The organism is Chitinophagales bacterium (genome assembly GCA_017303835.1).
Classification (GTDB): Bacteria; Bacteroidota; Bacteroidia; order Chitinophagales; family Chitinophagaceae; genus JAFLBI01.
Map to the genome: position 1 here is coordinate 478,719 of JAFLBI010000001.1, position 17,251 is coordinate 495,969.

Below are 17,251 nucleotides of genomic sequence, written 5' to 3' on the forward strand. Positions count from 1 at the left end.
GATTTAGAATCCTTTTGGCTCAGCACCGTTTTTATTGAAGTTGTAAGTAAGCGAGAGTATGCCGAATCTTCTGATGGATTGTTGAGTGGTTTCAGAAATAAAGTTGCTGCTGATATTACGGTTGATGCCCAGGTTCTGATTCAGGATATCATTGACCCTGAACTGTATCTGCCAGTTCTCTTTTTTATCAATGGATTTTCGAACAGAACCGTTTAATAAAACAACATTACGCTGATTGGCAAATACCGTAGTTCTTTGATACATCTCAATATCAGCTTCGAAATTAACATACCACTTCTTTGGAAGCTTCATCTCTATATTGGCATTGGTATTGTAATTCCAGAATCGGGTAGTATTGTTTGGATTGATTGAAGATTTAGAGAAATTATTGGTTGCACTGAGGTCGAACCAGTAATTTATCCATTTGTCACCCCAATAACCCGATCCAATGCTGAAGCGCATATTTCTACTGTCGTTAATATTCTCCTGTCCGTCTACAATATTGATGAAGCGATTAATTGACGGATTGAAGTTGAAGTTCAGGTTAAATGAAGGAAAGAGTTCAAATCCGTAGCTTGACCACATGTTAAAGTTGTAATTGCCATTTACATTCACCGCCTGATTGATACGTTTACCTGTTGCTTTGTCAATTGTATTCGCATTGGTGATGGCATTGTTTACATAGCTGTAATTTGCGCTGAGGTAAATGTTTTTACTCTTCAATACCTTGTAATCGCTGAAGTATAATTCAAAGTTGTTTCGGAATTCCTGACCCAAATTAGGATTACCAACCGTTAGGTTTAACGGATCAATATTATCAATAATTGGGTTGATCTGCTGCAGACTTGGGTTTCTGGTACTACCGTTATACCTAAAGCCCAGCCTGGTTTGTTTTTTCAACTGGTAATTGAAATTGGCTGATGGTAGAAAGTTGGTGAAATTGGCTGAGCGATTTCTTGCCTTTCGCAAGTCTTCAATATTGAACTGTACATTACCAACACCTGTTCCTACGGAGAAATTAATTTTCTTGTAGTTGTATCGGATATTGAAGCCACCTATATGTCCGTAATTGTTGAATACAAAGTGATTACTGAGTGAATCAACCATAGTCTCATACTTACCTGCACCATTCACACCGCCTTCCAATGTATTTCTTTCTGCGTTGTTCCGGTTGTTCTCAAAGCGGTAGTTTAATTCCAGTGTAGTTGTTTTTGAAAGTGGTTCAGTATAAGACACTTTAGTACTCAAGCCAGAGATGTTTTCATCATTGGTCTTTTTCTGATCAATTCTTGTTGTGGTTGTGGCGCCCGTAAAGAAGGTATTGGTGGCAAACAGAAAACCATCACCAGTTCTCCTGGTACTGTTCACATCAGCTGTAATTGAAATAGTTCTGCCTTTTTTCTTGAAGCGTTTCCGCCAGAAAATATTGGCAATCAGGTTTTGCTCATCCGACTCGTTGATGGTCTGTCTAGATGTTTCATTTAATTTAAAGCCCTTGCTATCCAATGAAGCACCTTGGAATATACTATTGCTTCTATTATTAATGATAGAGCCTGTACCAATAATCTTAAGGTTACTGGTAGAGTCAATCTGCCACTCATAAGTGCTTCTTAAGCGGTTTCTTCTTCTAAGGTTATCAAACTTCTGGTCACTATTGTTGACAAAGAAACTACCATCAGGTAAGAGAGTTTGTGTTGTACTGGTATTCTCACCAGTTACACGCAAATCGTTGAATTGGTAAGTGTTTACACTGTTGTGTTTGTCTTGATTCCATTTATTACTGAAATGCAGACCTCCAGTAGTAGAGTTTGGTAAACCACGGCCCCAGCTGAATTCATCTCCGTTAGACCATATACTAACGCCACCATCATCAGAAATCTGGGTTTGAGTATTCAAATCCTCGCCATAGTTACGTCGCTCATTCCAGTTGAGCGTTTCATAGCGCGTATTGTCTGTTGTTATATAGGCGGCAGCTTTTTTCTTTCCTTTAAATGAATTCAGCATGCCTTTTCCATATCGGTATTTACCAAAATCACTGCCGGCTTCCAATTTGCCGAAATAGCCTTTCTTCTTGTCTTCTTTCAATACAAGGTTTAATGTTTTGGTCTTCTGACCATCATCAATACCTGTAAATACGGCTTGGTCACTTTTCTTATCAAAGGATTGCACTTTCTCCACTGCATCAGCCCTAAGATTTTGTGTTACAACTGCTGGGTCATCACTGAAGAACTCTTCACCATCTACCAGCACTTTTTCAACCTTTTGTCCCTGCGCAGTGATTTCTCCCTTACCATTTACGGATATGCCCGGTAGTTTGCGTAATAACTCCTGCACATTGGCATTCGCGCTTACTCGAAAACTATCTGCACGATACTCAGTAGTATCGCCGCGCATTCTAATGGCAGATATTTTCTGTTTTACGATTACTTCTTCAAGTAGCTTGGCTTTTGTAATCAGCGGAATATTACCTAAGTCTTTGGTTGCATTTGCATCAACTGTAAGCTGATCCAGATAATCAGCGTAGTTGGGGTAGCTGACCAGTATCAATAGTTTCCCTGATGGTATACCACTGATTTGGAATCTTCCTTGCTGATCGGTTCGCACATATTTGATGAGCACGGAATCTTTTGGTCTTAATAGCGACACAACTGCATTGTGCAGTTGTTGTTTGTTGAGTGTATCGGCTACAGTGCCTTTTAACACAGTTTCCTGTGCGCTAGCTGTCAGCACGACGCCGAGCAGCCATAATAATGCAGCAGTTTTTCGCATAAGCAGGTTTAACTAAATAATTAGTTTAGTGCAAAATGCACAAATAATCTTTAGATTACATACCGTTAATCAGATTTAACAAAAAACTGTAGGTATATTTCTAACAGGTTTTGCCAAACATGGCCATACGGGTTTCAACACAAAGAGTACGAATCATGAAAAAAGTTGCAGAGAAAGCACCAAAAAAATTTGAAGAGCTGCATTTTGTAGATACACAACAGCCTGTTTGGAACTATTCCTTATTTACGGAAGCGGATATTCGCAATTTTCAGCAGGGTACACATTATCGACTTTATGAATTATTTGGTAACAAACAAATAACGGTGTTGGATACAGCAGGTACTTACTTCGCTGTTTGGGCACCCAATGCAACAGCAGTATCCGTCATTGGTAATTTCAACAATTGGACACCTGATCTGCATCCGTTGAAAGTACGCCTAGACAGTTCAGGTATTTGGGAAGGTTTTATTCCAAACATTGGGAGAGGAGAGTCGTATAAGTACCATATACATGGATATAAGGGTATTAAGCTGGATAAAGGCGATCCATTTGCACATTTTTGGGAAAAGCGTCCTTTAACAGCCTCTATTACCTGGGATACATTTTATGCATGGAAGGATGAAGACTGGATGAAGACCAGGAAAAAGCACAATGCTTTGAATGCGCCTTACTCTGTGTATGAAGTGCATTTGGCTTCCTGGATGCGCCCCAATAAGCATGATGAAGAAACTTATAACAGTTATCAGGAAATAGCCGCTAGGTTAGTGCCCTATGTGCAGGATATGGGTTTCACACATGTAGAGTTTCTACCTGTTATGGAACATCCTTTTGATGGAAGTTGGGGCTACCAAGGCATCGGTTTTTTTGCACCTACCAGTCGCTTTGGTGCACCACAGGATTTCGCTTTTCTGGTAGATGCTTTGCATCAGGCAGGTATTGGGGTTATTCTGGATTGGGTTCCCTCGCATTTTCCGTATGATGCACATGGGCTGTTCATGTTCGATGGCACACATACTTATGAATATGCAGACATGCGTAAGGGGTATCATCCCGATTGGAACTCCTATATTTTCAACTACAAGCGTGGTGAAGTAAAAAGTTTCCTGATCAGTAGTGCTCGCTTCTGGTGCGATCGTTTTCATGCAGACGGCTTGCGTGTGGATGCGGTAAGTTCTATGCTGCGTTTGGATTATAGTCGTAACGAAGGTCAGTGGGAGCCGAATGAATTCGGTGGTAATGGTAATCTGGAAGCCATTGCTTTTATTAAAGACCTGAATGAAACATTGTATCGCGATTTCCCCGATATCCAAACCATTGCAGAAGAAGCCACCGATTGGCCGGGTGTAAGTAAACCAACGTTTGAAGGTGGTTTGGGTTTTGGTATGAAATGGATGATGGGTTGGATGCATGACACTTTACGCTATTTTAAGCGTGATCCAATCTTCAGACAGTTTCATCAGGATGAGTTTACTTTTAGCATGATGTATTTCAACGATGAAAACTTCATGCTGCCGCTAAGTCATGATGAAGTAGTGCACGGAAAGAGTCCAATGCTCTATAAAATGCCGGGCGATGAATGGCAAAAGTTTGCAAATCTCCGTTTGCTCTACACCTATATGTTTACGCATCCAGGTGCCAAGCTCTTATTTATGGGGGATGAGTTTGGTGCAACTAGTGAATGGAATTACAAGAGTGAATTGCAATGGGAGCTATTGGATTTTGTTAGCCATGGTGGTATGCGCTTTTGTGTGAAGCAGTTGAATGAATTGTACAGAAACGAGCCGGCTTTACATGAAAAGCAGTTTGATCCGGAGGGTTTTGCTTGGTGCGATCTGAATCACAGAAGTGATTCAGTGGTGTCTTATATCAGAAAAGGCTTAAAGCCAAAAGACGACGTATTAGTGATTCTTAATCTTACACCAGTTGTGCGTAATGATTGGGAAGTGTATGTGCAGGGCAAATCAGCGTGGAAAGAAGTCTTCAATAGTGATCGAAAGGAATACTGGGGTACAGGTGATGTGTTTAACCCATCAATACCTTCCAAGCTGCACGATAAAGCTTCCAAGACCTATCAATTGAAAGTGCATTTACCCGCGCTCTCTGCTGTTGTATTGCGATAATCATTTTACGGCTGCGCGCATACGGCTGAGCGTTTCCTGAGTAATGCCCAGAAATGAAGCAATATAGGAGAGTGGAACCCTTTGAATCAACTCGGGTTGTTCTAGTAGCAAGCGCTCGTAGCGTTGTTGTGCTGTCTCAAACAAAATACTGTCCATTCTTTCTTGTGAGAGTATTAAGGCGCCACTCATGGCATGCCTGAACCAAGTTTCTATAGCATGGTGCTTGGCTGCCATTTTCATCAGTGTATCGTGGTGTATACCATAGACTCTGGAAGGTTCCAGCACATGAATGCCCAATCTGCTGGGTGTTCGATGAAAAAAACTGGTGATGGATAAAAAGAATCCGGGCGACATAGCAATCCATTCGGTGATTTCCTTGCCATGCTTGTTGTAATAGATACGTGCTATGCCCGTTGCTGCAAAATAGATATGGTTAGATACTTCACCTATACGCAACAAGCTGTTATCATTACCTGCTTCTTGCACTTCCCAGGCATCTGTAAAAGCAGTCAGCAGACTTTGGTCTGTAATCGGACTGATTTTTTGAATATATGTTTCCAGTAAGCTCCGGATCATTTTATGGGAAGCTGATGCATTCTTTGAGTTCCTTCTCCGTATAGGCTAGGCCATATTGCTTGAGTACATCTTCGGGTACTCCATTCCATTGATTAGGTGTATTACCCACATAACCCACATCTTTCACGCCAATTTCTGATGTGTAAAAACCGGTAGCCACCAAATTGCGAATAGTATTGAAAAAGCTAACACCCTGTGCCATCTCTGGCTTGGCTTTCTCTGGATAGGCAATCTCGTCCACCATCTCAATTTGCTCTTTGGCAGAACAGTCAACAAAAGCTTTATTGAAGCGCTTGAAGCACTGAAGATCTAGCCAGCGCAAGCCACCACGCATGGGTGTTTGGTGCGATGGCATATCTTTTACAATAAACTCTATAAACTCTGGCACTTTTGCATCACTGGCACTGCCACTCACTTCGTCTTTAGGTATGATGATATCGCCCAATACAGTAATGGTAGCCATTTCATGTGGCGTAAAGAAAGTCTTGCTAGTTACTTCGTTGTAACGGGCAATTTCTTCAGGCTGACGATCAATAGTGAAATTGCCAGCTGTAATAGCTTCTTTTTTCTCTTTTGGCTGGCAGGCTTCAACCAACACACCGCTGGCCACACCGCCAATCAGTAAAGCTTTTAAGGAACTTCTTCTATCCATGACTAGAGGTTTTGCTTTTTGAGTTGATCAATGATGTATTCACTGGCACGCATACTCAAGGCGAGGATGGTCCAGGTGATATTCTTATCGGCCTGACTGACAAACTGTCCACCATCTACACAGAACAGGTTTTTGCAATCATGGGCCTGACTCCATTTGTTCAATGCAGAACGCTTAGGATCATTACCCATACGAACAGTACCTGCTTCGTGAATAATTCTGCCGGGTGCTTCCAGTCCATAATTATTGTCTGGTCCATCATCGCCCCAGGTTATCACAGCCCCCATATTGTGCATGATCTCTTTGAAGGTTTCTTTCATGTGTTTGGCCTGATTGACTTCATGCTCAGACCATTTGTAATGAAAGCGCAAAACAGGAATGCCATATTTGTCAACCACATTCGGATCAATCTCACAGTAATTAGATTCCAAAGCAATGGCTTCACCTCGGCCGGCCATCCCAACGCCTGCACCCCAGAAATGACGATAGTCTTCTTTGAGTGAAGCTCCATATCCACCAGCAGGTTTTTGTTTGCCATTCACTACGTATTTACCATTGAGGTTTTGAATATCCCAGCCAAATCCATAAGCAGGCTGGCTCATGCCACCCCAATACTCAATATGATAACCACGAGGGAAATCCAGTTTCTTATTATCCAACCACCAGGGACTGTACACGTGCATACCGCCTACGCCGTCTTCATTGTAGCGCTTTCGGCCAAACAGGCCAGGGATGATGCCACCCATGGCAGCGCCGGTAGAATCATGTAAGTACTTGCCAACCACATTGCTACTATTGCCTAATCCGTTGGGATGTCTTTGTGATTTAGAGTTGAGCATGAGTCGCGCACTTTCACAGGCGCTGGCAGCCAGGATCACTACGCGGCCACTCACCTGATACTCCATCATGTCTTCCTTATTCACATAGCTCACGCCAGTTGCCAAACCTTCCTTATCTGTCAGCACTTCTCTTGCCATCGCATTAGCTACTACATCAACATTGCCTGTTTTTAAGGCAGGGTAGATGAGTACATTGGATGAAGAGAAATCTGCTTTTGCCATACTGCAGTTACGGTTACACTGTCCACAGAAAAAGCAAGCACCACGATCTTCATTGATCTTCTTGGTAAGAATTGATAAGCGTGATGGAATTACCGGCACACCTGCACCTACTGCTGCTTTCTTGATAAACAGTTCGTGTAGTCTTGGTTTTGGCGGAGGCAGAAAATAACCATCGGGATCATTTTCCAAACCCTCGTTGGTGCCGAATACACCAATCATTTTATCAATGCGGTCGTAATAAGGCTTGATGTCTTCATACCCGATTGGCCAATCGTCGCCAAGGCCATCAATACTTCTGCGCTTGAAGTCTTTGGGGCCAAAGCGCAGCGATATTCTTCCCCAGTGATTGGTTCTGCCACCAATCATACGGGCACGCCACCAATCCCATTGGGTATTGTCTTTGTGTGTATAGGGCTCGCCATCAATTTCCCAACCCCAGTAACAGGCATCGAAATCGCCGAAGGGACGAAACTTGGTACTGGCACCGCGGCGGGGCGATTCCCATGGATTTTTTAACTGTGTGATATTCTTTTGCGGATCATACATGGCACCTGCTTCTAGCAGACACACTTTTAATCCTGCATTTGCCAATACATATGCAGCCATACCACCTCCGGCGCCTGAGCCTACAATAATGGCATCGTACTGCTTGCTTTGTTTTTTGATTTGAAAATCGCCCATGCAATCGTTTTTGTTGGGTTGAAAATGCGCCAACAATTTAAGTAATCTGTTCGGCTAATTGCAAGTATGTGTATGGGCGGGGGAAATTTTTTCTCCAGCTGAAAACTATTTCAATTTGCCTTTGATTTCATTTAGTTTCATCAAGGCTTCTACAGGTGTAAGCCTGTTGATATCGATGCCATTCAACATGGTTCTAATTTCATCAAAGGTTTCAGAATGCGCATCAAAAATGGATAGCTGCATTTTAGGTGCACTTAGTTGCTGCACTGCTTTACTGAGGTCTTTGGTATGTGGCTGACCCGATGTTTGTGCATCGCCAACATGCTTATCCTCCAACTGCTCCAAAATTTCATTGGCTCTTTGAATTACCGCAGGCGGCATACCGGCCATTCTGGCTACGTGGATACCGAAACTGTGCGTGCTACCGCCCGGCGCTAGTTTACGCAGGAAGATGATTTTGTTGCCAATTTCTTTGTTGGTAATATGGTAGTTCTTTACCCGTGGTAACTGCGCCTCCAGTTCATTTAATTCATGGTAGTGTGTAGCAAACAGAATCTTGGCATGGAATTGATGGTTGTGTAAATATTCCACCATGCTCCAAGCAATGGAAATACCATCATAAGTAGATGTGCCTCGGCCAATTTCATCTAACAGGATTAAGCTTCTGGTAGATACATTGTTGATGATGCTGGCTGTTTCATTCATCTCTACCATGAAAGTAGATTCACCACCGCTCAGGTTATCCGATGCACCTACGCGCGTAAAGATTTTATCCGTCAAAGGAATTTTCGCACTGGCTGCTGGCACAAAGCTGCCCATATGCGCCATGAGGGTGATCAAAGCAGTCTGACGCAGGATTGCGCTCTTACCACTCATGTTGGGTCCGGTAAGGATGATGATTTGTTGTTGATCTGGATCTAAACTGATATCGTTTTCAATATAATTTTCACCGGCAGGTAAATGCTGTTCAATTACCGGGTGGCGACTGGCTATTAATTCCAATGCCAATCCATCATGCAGTTCCGGCTTTTTATAATTGAAACGAATAGCGTTATCAGCAAAGCAGCAAAGACAGTCTAAGACAGCTAGTACATGTCCGTTTATCTGAATAGCCGCGATATAATCTTGCAGTGCCAGTAATAATTGATCGTATAGCTCAGATTCGATGCGCAAGATTTTCTCTTCAGCACCGGTGATCTTTTCTTCGTACTGCTTTAGTTCTGGAGTGATGTAGCGCTCAGCATTGGTGAGTGTTTGCTTACGGATCCAGTCTGCAGGCACTTTGTCTTTATGCGAGTTAGTTACCTCAAGAAAATAACCAAATACATTGTTGAAGCCAATCTTTAAAGAACTGATACCTGTTCTTTCTGCTTCTGCTTGTTGTATGCGAACCAAGTATTCCTTACCACCTGATGCAATGCTGCGCAGCTCATCCAGTTCAGCATGAATGCCTACTTTAATTACATCACCCTTATTCACCATGGCGGGTGGATTCTCTTGAATTTCGTTCAGAATTTTCTGCTGAATAAAGTGACAGGGATTAATGGCGTCGGCTAAACGCAAGAGATAAGGATTGCTTGCCTTTTTACAAGCTTCCTGAATCCATTCTACATGTTGTAAACCCTTTGCGAGGTGTAATACTTCACGCGGGTTGATTTTCTTTAGCGGAATCTTACTCACTAAACGTTCTACATCACCACACTGCTTGATCCAGGGCTGGAGTTGTTTGCGTAAATCTGTTTCTTTGATCAGGTAGGCAACAGCTTCCAGTCTTTCATTGATCTTCTGTTGATCGCGTAGCGGCAATACAATCCATCTTCTCAACAAGCGTGCACCCATGGGAGAGATGGTATTGTCCAGCACTTTTAGCAATGACCAGCCCTGGTCATTACCTGTATGGAGCAACTCCAGGTTGCGGATGGTGAATTTATCCATCCACAAATGTTCCTCCTGCTCAATACGCTGGATATTGGTGATATGCTGTAGGTTGGGGTGCTCGGTTTCTTTGAGGTAATAAAGAATCGCGCCTGCCGCAATAATGGCATGTGCTAAGTGCTCAACGCCAAATCCTTTGAGTGAATGGGTTTGAAAATGCTTGAGTAAACTTTCTGTTGCGAAGGGCAAATCAAAAATCCAGCTCTCTAGTGTGTAGGTATAAAAACGGGTGCCAAAAACTTCTTTGAAAGTTTTTTGATGACTTCTTTGGAAAATTACTTCAGCAGGTTTCAGACTCTGCAGCAGTTTGTCTGCATATTCCTGATTGCCTTCGGCTACAAAAAATTCACCGGTGGAGATATCCAGGAAAGCCAGGCCAAAACGATCTTCATCCATATGCACAGCAGCCAGAAAATTATTGCTGTTGTGTTCTAGCAATTTATCGTTGGTGGCTACACCTGGCGTCACCATTTCAGTAACACCTCTTTTCACAATACCCTTTACCATCTTGGGGTCTTCCAACTGATCACAGATGGCTACGCGATAACCGGCTTTCACCAGTTTATGTAAGTATGTATCTAATGCATGATGCGGGAAACCGGCCAATTCAGAAGAAGCTGCAGCGCCATTGTTGCGCTTAGTGAGTGTGATACCCAATACACGGGCAGCAATAATGGCATCTTCGCCAAATGTTTCATAGAAATCGCCCACCCGAAATAGGAGCACGGCATCCGGGTATTTCTGCTTAATTGCCCGGTGTTGCTGCATTAATGGGGTATCTGCTCCTGATTTAGCCATGGCCGACAAATTTAATCGCCCTCAGCCAAGGAAGCGGGTTTTAGTAGGAAAGATTTTCCCCGCTTGTGGATACTGATGGCAGTCCTACATTTGCTTGATATGCGCAAACTAAGCATGGATGAGCTGGGCCGTAAATCGGTGGACGAGTTTAAATCGGCCAACAAACATCGAATTGTAGTGGTGCTGGATAATATCCGCAGCATGCACAATGTGGGCTCGGTCTTTCGTACCTGCGATGCTTTCCTTATTGAAGCCATTATGCTCTGTGGCTACACGCCCCAGCCACCGCATCGGGATATTCATAAAACTGCATTAGGTGCTACTGAAACGGTGGATTGGTTATATTTTCCATCCACCAAGGAAGCTGTGCTCGCGTTGCAGGAAAAAGGCTATGCTTGTTATGCTATTGAGCAGGTAGAGAATAGTACTATGTTACAGGACATGGTCTTAGGAGATACACCCATTGCACTGGTGTTTGGAAATGAAGTTGAGGGGGTAGATGCCGAAGTCTTACCCCTGATGCAAGGCAGTATTGAAATTCCGCAGTGGGGCATGAAGCATTCATTGAACGTGTCTGTAGCTACAGGTATCGTGTTGTGGGAAATGGTGCGCAAACAAATGAAACAATAGGCGATGAATCAAGTAAAGAACTACCTCAGTCTGATCAAGTTTTCGCATACCATTTTTGCGATGCCTTTTGCCATGATTGGTTTTGTACTTGGTTTGAAAGCGGAGACCTCCATTTTTTCAAATGGAAATGAATGGATCATCAAGTTTGTGCTGGTGGTTTGCTGTATGGTTACAGCACGCAGTGCTGCTATGGCTTTCAATCGTTATCTGGATCGTTCTTTTGATGCTTTAAATCCGCGAACAGCAATCAGAGAAATTCCTGCCGGTATCATTTCAGCCAATAGTGCTTTGTGGTTCACCATTGTGATGTCTGCTTTGTTTGTTTTTGGTGCGTGGTTGATTAATCCATTGTGTTTTTATCTATCTCCTGTGGCTTTGTTGGTGATTCTGGGGTATAGTTTCACCAAGCGATTTACCGCGCTTTGTCATTTGGTACTTGGACTAGGACTCTCGCTAGCACCTATTGGCGCTTATTTGGCGGTAACAGGCGTATTTGCACTATTGCCCATCTTGTTTTCTTTCGCTGTATTGTTCTGGGTAAGTGGTTTTGATATCATTTACTCTTTACAGGATGAGGTATTTGATAAAAGCCTGCAATTACATTCTATTCCGGCTGCATTGGGTAAGCAAAAAGCACTGGCCGTTTCTCGCGTGTTGCATGTTTTGAGTTTTTCAGCTTTGTTGGCGGCAGCTTTTCTGAGTAATTGGACTTGGCTCTATGGTATAGGTCTTGCCGGCTTTGGTGGTATGCTGGTGTATCAGCACTCATTGGTAAAACCACACGACCTAAGTAAGGTCAATATTGCTTTTATGACAGCCAATGGCATAGCCAGTGTGGTCTTTGCTATCTTCGTGATACTTGATCAAATTATCTGATGGGCAGAATCCTTTGCATTGATTATGGCTCCAAGAGAACCGGTCTGGCAGTCTCAGATCCGCTAAGGATGATTGCTTCTCCTTTAGATACCCTCCATACCAAGGATTTATTTGATTTTCTACAAAAGTATATTCCCTCAGAAGGGGTTGACCTTATTTTGATTGGTTATCCCACCAATCTAGATGAAACAGCTACCCATGCCACACCATTGGTGCAGGCCTGTATCAATCGATTAAAGAAACTTTTTCCTGCTATTCCCTTGGAAACCGTGGATGAACATTTTACCAGCAAGCTGGCATCCAGGGCTATGATTGATATGGGGATGAAGAAGAAAGATCGCCAACAGAAAGGTAATATTGATCAGATAGCTGCGGCGATTATGTTACAAGAGTATATGCAATACAAGCTCTAAGCTGCTTGTTAATTCATTTGTTGATTGGCGCTTTTGCGGGTACTTTTGCTGTATAGAATAAGTATTATGATTCTTCCAATTGTTGCATACGGAGCCGATGTGTTAAGAAAGATCGGCGAGGATATTACGCCTGATTACCCCGGTTTATCGAAACTCATTGAAGATATGTGGGAAACCATGTATGCTAGTAATGGGGTAGGTCTGGCAGCTCCTCAGATAAACAGAAATATTCGCTTGTTTGTGGTAGATAGTGCCCAGATTTTCGAGCATCAGGAACCTGAGGAAAAAGGTAAGTATTCTGACGAACCTGGTATCAAGCAGGTGTTCATCAATGCACATGTGGTGGAACTGGCTGGAGAAGAATGGCCTTACAATGAAGGTTGTTTGAGTATACCACGCATTCGTGAAGACATCATGCGTCCGGAGTCTGTGACTTTGGAATACATGGATGAAAATTTTGTACAGCATACCAAAACTTTCCATGGTATCACTGCAAGAGTGATTCAACATGAGTACGACCATATTGAGGGCATGCTGTTCATTGATTACCTGAAGCCATTGAAGCGAAAACTCCTCCATGGTAAGCTGATGGATATTCATAAGGGTAAGATTAAAGTGGATTATAAAATGATCTTCAACAAGTGATCAGATCTCTCTTAGTATTGCTTTGTCTGTGTAGCATGCTTTTTCTTAGAGCACAGGATACGACTGTGATCATTGATGAGGGTAGAATTACACTCGCCGAAGTTGTTGTTAGAAATAATTTTGATTACAAGAAACTGCTGGCGCAGATCAAAGCAGATACCAGCTTTTACAAAGCATTTAAAAATCTGCGTGTATTAGGTTTTTCTTCCTACAATGATATCAGGATGCTTGATAAATCTGGCACTACCAAAGCATCCTTGTATAGTAAGACAAGGCAAAACAGGGTAGATGGTTGCAGAACCATGGATATCCTTGAGGAAAAAGTAAGCGGTGATTTTTTTAATAGCAAGCGAGAATATAATTACCTCACCCCGGAGCTGTACGCTTCCTTGTTTTTTACCGAAGGCAAAATATGTGGTGAAACCAATATTGTTAGTCAGAAGAATAGAACTACAGCCAGTAAGAAGGGGTTGGAAAAACACAAAGAACAATTGAAGATGCTCTTCTTCAACCCGGGAAAGAAAATTCCGGGTATTCCATTCATCGGTGATAAGCTTGATTTGTATGATGCACGTGCACACGAATTCTACGATTACAGACTGGGTATAGAGGAATTTAAAGGCCAGCTCTGTTATGTATTTTCTATCAAGCCAAAAGAAACACTTGATGCAAATCAGAAAGACCTGATTGTAGTGGATGAGATGACTACCTGGTTCGATCAGCGTACACTGGAAGTGTTAGGCCGTAATTATTCCCTGAGTTACAAAGCAGGTGTGTATGATTTTGATGTTACCATGGAAGTGATCATGCGTCGATTTAACGGACTCATTGTTCCTGAACTGCTCAGATACCGCGGTAATTGGGATGTGATTTTCAAAAAGCGCGAGCGCGCTGTGTTCACAGCTACTTTGTTCGACTTTAAGCAATAAAAAAAGAGAGGGCTACTTGCGTAACCCTCTGCCCCCGTAATGCTTCAGCAGTGTGGCTAATTCAGCTGCTGAAGAAAATCTTTCACTTGTTGCCAGTTGCTAATGCGTGGTTCAATCCGCACCAGATCTGGTGAAGTGATTAATCTGCTTTCTGTTACACCCATATAGGTGTCATTGCCAATAACCGATAAGGATACTAGTTTAAACGGGATGTTTTTAGGCAAAGCAGGGTAGTAAAATGTTTGAATGGCTGCTTCGTCCTTAAGTTGTAAAACAATATTGCTGCTGGTACTGATCGCGTACACAACTGTATTCTTGTTGGTAAAATTCAATGGAAGCCTGATGTTAAGCCTGGTTGTATTGCTGGTATCAACCCAGTTGCAACTGCCCAGCCAGCCGGTGAATTGCGTTTTTAACTCGTAGAATTTTTTATAGCTACCGCCAGGTACGTAGATAGAATCGCCTTTATAGACTTTATTGTCATGGTTGGTGATATCCTTCCATATATGTACGCTGTCTCTGCCAGATGCAAGCGTAATATCTTTAAATAGAATTCGATCTGATTTGGGTGCTTTGTGTTTGATGCGTGCAGCAATTTTTGCACCGCCAAATAGATCTAAAGGCTGATTATTTTGCCATAATTTGATTCCCACCAACATATCTGTTTCGAATACCTGCATGGTAGTACCGGCAGTTGTTAGTCCAGCTTTAAGTATGGCGTCTTTAGTGGTTAAGATGGTAAGTTCTATCCTGATTTTACCGCGTATGCGATTGGCTGCAGTACCAGGCTGACCGGCAATGCACATACCGCCATTATTGGTTTCGTATTCAAGTTTTAGAGAGTCGCCAAATGCAATGCCGCCATCTCTGTCAGCATCAAATGAATCGACCAATGGTGCTGGTAATTCACTACGCAGGGTAGTTAGCATCTGTGTTAGCGCAGGTGAAACCGTTGTTGTTGTCCAGGTGGTATCATTCAGCGGATTATTTCTGCTCACGCTGAATTCATCAGAAAATTCTTTCTGGCAAGCACTGAAAGCAGTTGCAAAGAATAATGCGGTAAATAATGTCCTTAGGTTCATCCTGCTATGTAGATGCTTGGTGTACATATTGTGCTGCCTAGTTCAATTTCCATTTTATACCTAATTGCAATCCTGCTGAAGAAAATCTTTGTGTAAATGCCGGCTGCCTGATTTGCATACTGGAGAAATTGGTTCTGAAAAATGGTTCTGCGTATAACTCTACTCCAGGTCTGATGGGTTTAGTGATTCGGATACTGCCAAATCCGCTCAAGCCAATCTGTTGTTGATAAATTCCGGATTGGCCTTTGGAACTCAGTGTAACAATCTGATTGGTGGTGTCCAGAATTTCCCCACTATACCACGATGTGGCTGTGGCAATCACACCCGCATTAATACTGAATTTGATTTGTTCATCACCCCATTCATAGCCAAGTATCAAGGGAATTTCGATGCTTCTGTAGCGATTCTGTGTTTTTCTGGTGAGATAACCAATCTGCTGCATCGTTGAGGTGTCGCTCACATAGATGGTATCTCCCGGTGCTCTAACCAATGGTCTTGTGGTGACAACCGTGATGGTTCTGCGTTCATTTTCCAGTCGCATTGCAAAGCGCTCATTAATCTGTGCGTACTGAATACCTGTTCTGATTAATAAATGTTCACCAATATTGGCACTCAAACCTATGCCAGCAGTAAATCCACCACGCATACTTTCTGAACTATCCTTTCTGTTCAGGTAAGTTGCTGGCAGATTGCCGCCATTGATGTTTTTAGTAGTGTATTCAGGATTGAAGTATGCTTCTGCATACCAGTCGTTTCTGATACGTGCTCTTCCAGTAGGAGGACAATCAATTGGTTTGCCAATTCCGCTAATGTTGGAAATCAATAAAGGTGATTGAAGCGCTCTGTTTCTTTGAAAACGGAAGAGTTCAGCACTTGAAAAATTAGTGGCAGCTTCAGTGTTGTCGTCTTTCTTTGATTCGATGCTTGTTTCACTAGTTGCAGGGTAGCGGGTAGGTTCAAGAATTGTCGCAAAGCTGTTTACTGTTCGTTTAGCATTAACTATAGAACTGCTTCTTTTTGATTTGTCCCTCAGTATTTCGGAGCTGCCAATTTCAGTATTTCCGGAAATGTTGTTTTTGGTAATTGCTGTGCTTGTAGCAGTTGCGTCAACTGCTAATGGCTTTTCAGAAATGCTTGATGTTTGCTCATTCTTTTGCTGTAGCGGTTGCTGCACTGATGTTTTAACCGTTGTACTTGAATTTGACTGGTTTTGTACCAAAGCAATCACATTGGGATAAAAAAGGTAAGTGAGGCTGCTGGTTAGTAAAATGGCTGTAAGCAGGATGCCCAATTTAGTATTGAACCAAAACAAGAAGGGCCTTTTTTCAGGCTTTTCCTGGATGATCCGAGACCACATATCTGCAGGCACATCTGCCTGATGATCGTGTAATTTGTTCCGGAAGTATTGGTCGAATAGATGTTCGTTCATCAAACAGCTATTTTTTGTCGTTCAAGAATTTGTTGCTGCAACATTTTACGGGCTTTCACCAGCTGGCTTCTGCTAGTGCCTGCTTGAATTCCCAGCATCTCAGCTATTTCTTCATGACTATAGCCTTCAATCACATTGAGGTTAAACACTGTTCTGTAGCCATCAGGAAGTTGTTGAATTAGTTGCATTAGTTCTGCTTCGCCCAGATGGGTGTACACATATGGGTCCATTCTGGGTGCATCTTCGTTTCTATCTGTTATTTCCTGAAAATGCATTTTCCTTTTTTGCAATCTTTTGAGCGCTGCATTAACAACAACTCGTCTGATCCAGCCTTCGAAAGAGCCTTCAAATTTAAACTGATGCATGTTGCTGAATACGCGTATAAAGCCATCCTGTAACATGTCCTCAGCTTCCATTTGGTCCTGGGCATACCGTAGGCACACAGCCATCATTTTGCCCGCGTATTGTTCAAACAAAGTACGCTGGCAGCGGCTGTCATTCCTGATACACCCTTTAATGAGTTCGTATTCAGTCAAAACGGGGCTGGTTTGGTATGCAGTGTTAGATAATAGATTCCAACAAAGGTTAAGTCGTTGCTTGTAGAATTGTCTTTTGTTAACAAAATTTATAAAAAAATACCCGCCATTTGGCGGGT

At 42.6% G+C, this 17,251-nt stretch carries 14 protein-coding genes; 6 read left to right on the forward strand and 8 right to left on the reverse strand.

Annotation, left to right across the window (positions count from 1 at the left end; all coding sequences use genetic code 11):
• Positions 1-3: 3 nt before the first annotated feature.
• Positions 4-2,769 carry a TonB-dependent receptor family protein gene (locus J0L83_02150; GenBank protein MBN8663344.1) on the reverse strand — a complete coding sequence of 922 codons (2,766 nt, stop codon included), beginning with the start codon at positions 2,767-2,769 and terminating at the stop codon, positions 4-6.
• Between the two features lie 155 nt (positions 2,770-2,924).
• Between J0L83_02150 and glgB the strand changes: the two genes are divergently transcribed.
• Complete coding sequence (gene glgB / locus J0L83_02155; GenBank protein ID MBN8663345.1) at positions 2,925-4,889, forward strand: 1,4-alpha-glucan branching protein GlgB; 1,965 nt, start codon at positions 2,925-2,927, stop codon at positions 4,887-4,889.
• Here glgB and J0L83_02160 read toward each other — a convergent pair whose 3' ends face one another.
• From J0L83_02160 to mutS, 4 genes are all read right to left on the reverse strand, one after another.
• The gene (locus J0L83_02160) at positions 4,890-5,465 is read right to left on the reverse strand and encodes a Crp/Fnr family transcriptional regulator (protein ID MBN8663346.1); all 576 of its coding nucleotides are present in this window, start codon (positions 5,463-5,465) and stop codon (positions 4,890-4,892) included.
• A gap of 1 nt (position 5,466) precedes the next feature.
• The gene (locus tag J0L83_02165; GenBank protein MBN8663347.1) at positions 5,467-6,117 is read right to left on the reverse strand and encodes a gluconate 2-dehydrogenase subunit 3 family protein; all 651 of its coding nucleotides are present in this window, start codon (positions 6,115-6,117) and stop codon (positions 5,467-5,469) included.
• Between the two features lie 2 nt (positions 6,118-6,119).
• Positions 6,120-7,859 (reverse strand): GMC family oxidoreductase, encoded by a 1,740-nt coding sequence (locus tag J0L83_02170; GenBank protein ID MBN8663348.1) that lies wholly within the window; start codon positions 7,857-7,859, stop codon positions 6,120-6,122.
• Positions 7,860-7,964: 105 nt separating this feature from the next.
• Positions 7,965-10,592 carry a DNA mismatch repair protein MutS gene (gene mutS / locus J0L83_02175; GenBank protein MBN8663349.1) on the reverse strand — a complete coding sequence of 876 codons (2,628 nt, stop codon included), beginning with the start codon at positions 10,590-10,592 and terminating at the stop codon, positions 7,965-7,967.
• Between the two features lie 114 nt (positions 10,593-10,706).
• On the opposite strand from mutS, the gene J0L83_02180 reads away from it, so the two are divergent.
• From J0L83_02180 to J0L83_02200, 5 genes are all read left to right on the forward strand, one after another.
• The gene (locus J0L83_02180; protein ID MBN8663350.1) at positions 10,707-11,222 is read left to right on the forward strand and encodes an RNA methyltransferase; all 516 of its coding nucleotides are present in this window, start codon (positions 10,707-10,709) and stop codon (positions 11,220-11,222) included.
• A 3-nt stretch (positions 11,223-11,225) separates the two neighbouring features.
• Positions 11,226-12,098: a UbiA family prenyltransferase gene (locus tag J0L83_02185; protein MBN8663351.1), complete on the forward strand. Its 873-nt coding sequence runs from the start codon at positions 11,226-11,228 to the stop codon at positions 12,096-12,098.
• Positions 12,098-12,511, forward strand: a complete 414-nt coding sequence (gene ruvX / locus J0L83_02190; protein ID MBN8663352.1) for a Holliday junction resolvase RuvX — start codon at positions 12,098-12,100, stop codon at positions 12,509-12,511. The genes J0L83_02185 and ruvX overlap by 1 nt, the downstream gene beginning before the upstream one ends.
• Before the next feature lie 66 nt (positions 12,512-12,577).
• Positions 12,578-13,156, forward strand: a complete 579-nt coding sequence (locus J0L83_02195; GenBank protein ID MBN8663353.1) for a peptide deformylase — start codon at positions 12,578-12,580, stop codon at positions 13,154-13,156.
• A gap of 35 nt (positions 13,157-13,191) precedes the next feature.
• Positions 13,192-14,085, forward strand: coding sequence for a hypothetical protein (locus J0L83_02200; protein MBN8663354.1), 894 nt, complete (start codon positions 13,192-13,194; stop codon positions 14,083-14,085).
• Positions 14,086-14,141: 56 nt separating this feature from the next.
• Here the strand turns inward: J0L83_02200 and J0L83_02205 are convergent, their stop codons facing one another.
• From J0L83_02205 to J0L83_02215, 3 genes are read right to left on the reverse strand one after another with little or no spacing between them, the layout of a single operon-like run.
• Positions 14,142-15,167, reverse strand: a complete 1,026-nt coding sequence (locus J0L83_02205) for a hypothetical protein (GenBank protein ID MBN8663355.1) — start codon at positions 15,165-15,167, stop codon at positions 14,142-14,144.
• 37 nt (positions 15,168-15,204) lie between these two features.
• Positions 15,205-16,596, reverse strand: a complete 1,392-nt coding sequence (locus tag J0L83_02210; protein MBN8663356.1) for a hypothetical protein — start codon at positions 16,594-16,596, stop codon at positions 15,205-15,207.
• Positions 16,596-17,132 (reverse strand): RNA polymerase sigma factor, encoded by a 537-nt coding sequence (locus J0L83_02215; GenBank protein MBN8663357.1) that lies wholly within the window; start codon positions 17,130-17,132, stop codon positions 16,596-16,598. Before J0L83_02215 ends, J0L83_02210 begins: the two co-directional genes overlap by 1 nt.
• Between the last annotated feature and the right edge of the window lie 119 nt (positions 17,133-17,251).